This window comes from Tardiphaga sp. (genome assembly GCF_041424195.1).
Classification (GTDB): Bacteria; Pseudomonadota; Alphaproteobacteria; order Rhizobiales; family Xanthobacteraceae; genus Tardiphaga.
In genome coordinates this window covers 1-4,934 of record NZ_JBGMOE010000171.1, presented here as the reverse complement: position 1 = coordinate 4,934, position 4,934 = coordinate 1, and the positions used below count along the sequence as shown (strand labels likewise).

The window sequence follows — 4,934 nt, the reverse complement described above, 5'->3', positions numbered from 1 at the left end:
ACCTCATCATCACTGATACTCCATTTCAGCGCCGCAACGGCGCACTGTCCTTGTAGGCGAACACGTATCCATCGCGGGCGCGCGGGTTCCAGCGGACGAGGCAGATGATGGCAAAGGGCGGGCGGTCACCGTCGGGGCCGTAGTTCTGGTACGCCGCGTAGTAGGCGCCGGAACGTACCGTCGACCTGAGGACGCGCAAACCCTCGGTCCGACCGGTCGCCGGGTCTGGCGCATAAGTGCACTGGTCGTCGAGATAGGCCTTGGGCGTGGCATGAGGCGCCATGCCGCGCAGGGTCATCGAGAGCCATCCCATCGGGATCTCCTGTATCGGGAGGAAAGGGGCCGGCTGCGGGGCCGGAGACGCGAAGAAGGGTTCAGCCTGCGATTGCGCCAGGCGCAGTCGTGTCGGACGTCGGGACGTCCACCTCCGGCAAGAGGGCAAGCTCCTTGCGGGACATCGACCAGGACAGACACAAGGTGCGTCCAGCGGGAATGCGCCAGGCAATGCGATCGGCAAAGACCATGCGGATCACCGCGAGCGTCGCCGCATCGTCATCTTCGAGCATGGCATGGGCGCGGGCGGCGGCCTCATAGCGGAACCGCGTTTCCTGGGTATCGTAGCTGTCCGCATCGGAATCGTCAGATGGGCTGAAGACCGCATCGATGATGTAATCCGTGAGATCGCCGGGATCGAGCCGCGAACGTTTCGTGAGCGCGATCCGCACCGTGTCGACGTCTGTCCAGCTGTCGTCGCCCTCCAGAAGCGCAAGATCTGTCGGCAGGTCGAGGCCACCACCGAACTGATCGCTGAGTTCGAGCGTGATGGTCTCAGGGCGCAAGGTGCCGGGATCGCTCCCAAGCACGGTATCGCGGCCATCGGCCTCGCAGAAGCGCTCGCCTGTGCGCACGTAGCATTTGAGGCGGTCGTACCAGCTGTAGCCGATGAATTGCTCGATCGGCGTGTAGAATGTCAGCGGTGCCGACCCATCGAGGCGATGCACCTCGCCAGCGTGCCCATTTCGGGAGAACGCGAGCGCGCGACCGAATGTCCCGGAATCGAGCGCATCCGTGTCGTCGTAGAGGGCTGCGTCCGCAGCAATAGCCATGAAGCCGGGAAGATCGCGGTAGCTGTCACGCGCCAGAAACGGCGTCTACGTCGGCAACTGGGCAATCGAATCGGGAAAGGCGTCGCAGAACAGACTGGCCTTGATCCAAGGCATGGCTGAGCCGGTGGAAGGGCTCGGCCCGGATCGTTTCATATATTGCGGCGCGGCACAGGGTCTCGAGCCGCGTCAGCGCGGCGTTGTGGTAAATCTCCTTACGCGCCGGCAGGACCAGAACGAGATCGCGTGCATCGACGAGGTCGACATGCACGCTCCACTGGGCGTGGCGGATTTCCTTCACCTGCGGCAAGACGTGCCGGAGCGTCACGCCGTGGAAATTGACGGTGTCGCCGGCAGACGATGTGCGGTTGCGATAGACGCCGAGGCGATACCCTTCGCGCTCGACGATCCTGTGCGCGCCTGCGAGGAAATCGACCCGCTTCAGTTCCTCGCCATTGAACGTGACGGGCAAAGGAAAATGGCGCGCGGCGCTTTCGAGACAACGCTCGAGCGTTCCGTCGCGCTGCGGCGGGACATGGAACGCGATGCTGGTGCCGCGAGGTCCCTCCCAGGGCAGCACCGCGATATCGGCTTCGCCGGTCCAGGCATCCCCGGAGATCGTGAGGGCGAAGGCCGCGTGCGCACTGACCGAGCGCACGACCGTCTCGAGCCCGGCAAGGCTGAAGAAACCCATGCCGGCGGGATCCTCGCGCGTGCGACAGGCCTCCGACCAGTCGGACTGGCCGAGCGAGACGAGATCGGCCGGGTCGGCAATGCCCGCGCCATCGTCGGTAACGGTGACGATGCAGGCATCCTCGATGTGCTCGGCGATCACCTCTACGCATGTCGCGCCAGCGCGGCGCGCGTTCTGGAACAGCTCGTTGAAGATGTCGCCGAGCGTTCCGTTGAAGATACGGGTAACCTTGGTGATCGCCTCGGGCGAAACCCGGGCACGCAATGTCGCAGGAAAGGGCATGGACGGATGTCCTTTGATGATCACGCGCCCGCTGACGTGCGCATGGTGCGTCGGTGAAAGCGTTGGGAAGCCGCAGCGGCTCGCAGCGCCGTTTCAGGTGCGATCACTCGGTCGGGCAGACCCGATCGAACGCGGGATCGATGGCAAAGCCCAAGGTTCGGGCCAGCGAGATGGCGGTGCGCACGTCATCCTCGTCGAAGCCGAGCGGCGCCACGAGGTCGGTCAGCGTCGCGGCGCCGGCATCGGCGATCTTGTGGAGGTGGCCCGCTTCAGCCGTGACCGCCACCGGCCAGGCCCAGGCAAGACCGACCACGCCTTCACCGAGGACGATCAACGTGTGGCCTTTGACGATGGCTTCATCGACCTGGCAGGCGTCGTAGGCGTTGCCCGTTGTGTCGAGGACATGCGCGCGGTGGGTTCGGAACGCGAACCGTTCAGAATCGGTCAGCATGAATGCTTTCCCTAAAGGAAACGCCCCGACCGCCGTAAGGTGGCCGGGGCGTCCGGTGAGTCAGGGGATGGGGTGTGTCAGGCGTTGCCCGCGGGCGAGAACGCATCAGCCCGCCGCCGGGCGCGCGGCCGCGACCAGACCACGTTGTAGCTGCCGTCGTCCTGCTTGAACGCGCTGATCGGCAGCGGCCGCGTCAGCGACGGATCATCGATGCGCCCCTGCAGGTAGCATTCGCCGGTCTCGAGCGCGGCCTTCTCCCACAAGGCGCCGACCTGCACGAAAGCGCCGCCGGTGTTGCGGGTGAGAATTTCGAAGCGGGGCGCCTTGTCGTTGCGCGATTCAACCTCGCGCAGCGCGAAGGTCATGGCGACCATGACGGTCGCGAGCGAGCCGCTCAGGTGACCCTGCGCATTGCTCTGGATGGTGCCGATGTTCATTGCCTGGTGCTCCTTGGCAAAGACCCCGTCTTGCTGCTCGGGGGTCGTGGGGGTGATGGCCTGGGGCATCCCTGCTCCGACCAACCACTCCCTTCCCGCTTCCCTCCCGCCGCTGGGGTCCTGGCCCCGGACCCCTGAGTCTCACGGGTGCTGCCGGCATCAATGCACGGTCGCACCGGACTGTTCATGGATGCAGGCGCTCCGCAGGTCCGCCCGCGACGCATGATCGGGATAGCCGGCGCGCAAATTGGCATGCAGGCGCGCGAACAGGTCGAGGGCGAAGGTGCCGTCGGCGGCCGGGCGGCTCGTGATCAGGGCGCGCTCGATTGCTTCGCGCGATGGCGAATGCGGACAGATCGCCGTCCATGTCCCGTCGGGCGCATAGTCGTAGGGCGCCGGCATCATCGCGTCGAGCCAGTGCGCAAGGCCATGCTCGACCATCGCCTCATAGGCATCGTCGTGGTGCGCGGCGTCCGAAGGGCATCGCAGGCGCACGGTATAATAGGTTCCGAAATCGTGGGGGTTGCCGACAACCTCAAGGGCATAGTCTTCAGGCGGAACGCCCAGCACCGCGACAAGCGCGGCGCGGTAAGCAAGCGCCTCCTGACGGCTGCGCGCCGGCGCATCGGGATCGCGGCCCACTTGCGCGCAAGGTTCATCGAACCGCGTTCCCGAAAGATCGATGGTCCGGGTCATGTTGGGATCTCCTCGCGCGCGCAAGGCGCAGGCGCGTTCAGTATTCGCACGGTTGCAGGACGGTCAGGACCCGGACCGTGACCGAGGCATCCCAGGGGGCGTCCGATCCGAACGAGAAACTGCCGTCGTCGGCGTAAGCGTCGATCTTCCAGTACAGGCGTTCGCCGAGGAAGGTGACGACCCCGAAATCGCGCTCGCCATAGGGATCGTCACCCGGATCAATCGGCGCGTCGGCAATCTGCCGCATCAGCCTATCCTGGTTGATCATGACCCGCGCCGTGCGCGCGGGCGCCTCGGTCTGCCCTTCGGCGAGCAGTTCGACGACGCCGCGCGTGAACAGAATGCGTGAACGCCGCGCCTTGCCCTGGCGGGTTTCATCGTTGAGGCGCGCGATCTGCTCAGTACGTTCGCGCTGGACCTGCTCAGGGTCCGCTGGAGGAAGAGGATTGCTGGACATGTGTGATCTCCCGATGGGTTCACACACCCTTGCCCCCTCCCCTCCCGGACACTGGGCAGCGGTCACCGCGTCAATGCCGCTTGCGATAGACGCCTTCGCCATTCGACATGTGGCCAAGGCACACGTATTCGCCGAACAGATCGTCAAAGCGCCCGGCAATGCTGCCGAGCCAGTGCTGCGCCAGCGCATGCAGCGGGCGGCGCAACTCGGCCTCGTGATACGAAGTGTCGTCGCGCTCGACGATCCATACCGCGGCAAGGCCGCCGTAGATCGACAGCCCAAAGTCGGCGTAGCCGTTGCGCAGGAGGATGCGGTCCTCGCGCCCGCGCCAGCCCTCGTGCGGTTCCAGCGAGGGAAATGCCGACTGTGCCTGCGCGATCAGATCGTCCCGCAGCCATTCGAGGGTGCATTCCCAGTCGTCTTCATCGTCAATTGCGAACCCCTGATAGGCGACCAGCGCACCGGACGGGTAGCTGACGGAGCGTCCCATGGTTCCCTCCGTCAGGCCGCGAGCGCGATGTCGGATGCCGCGTCGGGATTGGCACTGTCCGTATCGTCCGATGGCACATCGGCCGCACGGCCGCCGAGCCGCAACAGCATGCTCGCCGCTTCCTCCGCCTTGGCAGCAGCGGTGAGGATTGCGCGATCGTCCTGCCTTAGGACGGCCAGCCAGTGATCGATGTAGCTGGCATGATGATCGAGATGCGTGACCGGCAGGCCGAGTTCCGCACCCAGCATGGCGCTGGATAATTCGGCTACATATCCTGACAGTCTAGGCCTTATCTGACTCCCACTGCAAATTTTCCGGACGCGC

At 65.3% G+C, this 4,934-nt stretch carries 9 protein-coding genes; all 9 read right to left on the bottom strand.

Annotation, left to right across the window (positions count from 1 at the left end):
- Positions 1-25 precede the first annotated feature (25 nt).
- Complete coding sequence (locus tag ACEK02_RS23285) at positions 26-313, bottom strand: hypothetical protein (RefSeq protein ID WP_371423909.1); 288 nt, start codon at positions 311-313, stop codon at positions 26-28.
- A gap of 61 nt (positions 314-374) precedes the next feature.
- Complete coding sequence (locus tag ACEK02_RS23280; protein ID WP_371423908.1) at positions 375-1,106, bottom strand: hypothetical protein; 732 nt, start codon at positions 1,104-1,106, stop codon at positions 375-377.
- Positions 1,107-1,131: 25 nt separating this feature from the next.
- Positions 1,132-2,079 (bottom strand): ATP-binding protein, encoded by a 948-nt coding sequence (locus ACEK02_RS23275; RefSeq protein ID WP_371423907.1) that lies wholly within the window; start codon positions 2,077-2,079, stop codon positions 1,132-1,134.
- A 103-nt stretch (positions 2,080-2,182) separates the two neighbouring features.
- Entirely contained in the window at positions 2,183-2,530 is a 348-nt protein-coding gene (locus ACEK02_RS23270; protein WP_371423906.1) for a hypothetical protein, read from the bottom strand.
- Positions 2,531-2,607: 77 nt separating this feature from the next.
- Entirely contained in the window at positions 2,608-3,036 is a 429-nt protein-coding gene (locus ACEK02_RS23265) for a DUF736 domain-containing protein (protein ID WP_371423905.1), read from the bottom strand.
- A 90-nt stretch (positions 3,037-3,126) separates the two neighbouring features.
- Positions 3,127-3,663 carry a hypothetical protein gene (locus ACEK02_RS23260; RefSeq protein ID WP_264424831.1) on the bottom strand — a complete coding sequence of 179 codons (537 nt, stop codon included), beginning with the start codon at positions 3,661-3,663 and terminating at the stop codon, positions 3,127-3,129.
- A 37-nt stretch (positions 3,664-3,700) separates the two neighbouring features.
- Complete coding sequence (locus ACEK02_RS23255; protein WP_371423904.1) at positions 3,701-4,120, bottom strand: DUF3768 domain-containing protein; 420 nt, start codon at positions 4,118-4,120, stop codon at positions 3,701-3,703.
- Between the two features lie 70 nt (positions 4,121-4,190).
- On the bottom strand, positions 4,191-4,610 hold the full coding sequence (locus ACEK02_RS23250; RefSeq protein ID WP_264424834.1) for a hypothetical protein: 420 nt from the start codon (positions 4,608-4,610) through the stop codon (positions 4,191-4,193).
- Positions 4,611-4,621: 11 nt separating this feature from the next.
- Positions 4,622-4,891: a zincin-like metallopeptidase domain-containing protein gene (locus tag ACEK02_RS23245; RefSeq protein WP_371423910.1), complete on the bottom strand. Its 270-nt coding sequence runs from the start codon at positions 4,889-4,891 to the stop codon at positions 4,622-4,624.
- Positions 4,892-4,934 lie beyond the last annotated feature (43 nt).

Excerpts from the sequence above, each read along its gene's own strand:
- ACEK02_RS23285 (WP_371423909.1), bottom strand. The coding sequence starts at position 313 with ATGGGATGGCTCTCGATGACCCTGCGCGGCATGGCGCCTCATGCCACG.
- ACEK02_RS23280 (WP_371423908.1), bottom strand. The coding sequence starts at position 1,106 with ATGGCTATTGCTGCGGACGCAGCCCTCTACGACGACACGGATGCGCTC.
- ACEK02_RS23275 (WP_371423907.1), bottom strand. The coding sequence starts at position 2,079 with ATGCCCTTTCCTGCGACATTGCGTGCCCGGGTTTCGCCCGAGGCGATC.
- ACEK02_RS23270 (WP_371423906.1), bottom strand. The coding sequence starts at position 2,530 with ATGCTGACCGATTCTGAACGGTTCGCGTTCCGAACCCACCGCGCGCAT.
- ACEK02_RS23265 (WP_371423905.1), bottom strand. The coding sequence starts at position 3,036 with ATGCCCCAGGCCATCACCCCCACGACCCCCGAGCAGCAAGACGGGGTC.
- ACEK02_RS23260 (WP_264424831.1), bottom strand. The coding sequence starts at position 3,663 with ATGACCCGGACCATCGATCTTTCGGGAACGCGGTTCGATGAACCTTGC.
- ACEK02_RS23255 (WP_371423904.1), bottom strand. The coding sequence starts at position 4,120 with ATGTCCAGCAATCCTCTTCCTCCAGCGGACCCTGAGCAGGTCCAGCGC.
- ACEK02_RS23250 (WP_264424834.1), bottom strand. The coding sequence starts at position 4,610 with ATGGGACGCTCCGTCAGCTACCCGTCCGGTGCGCTGGTCGCCTATCAG.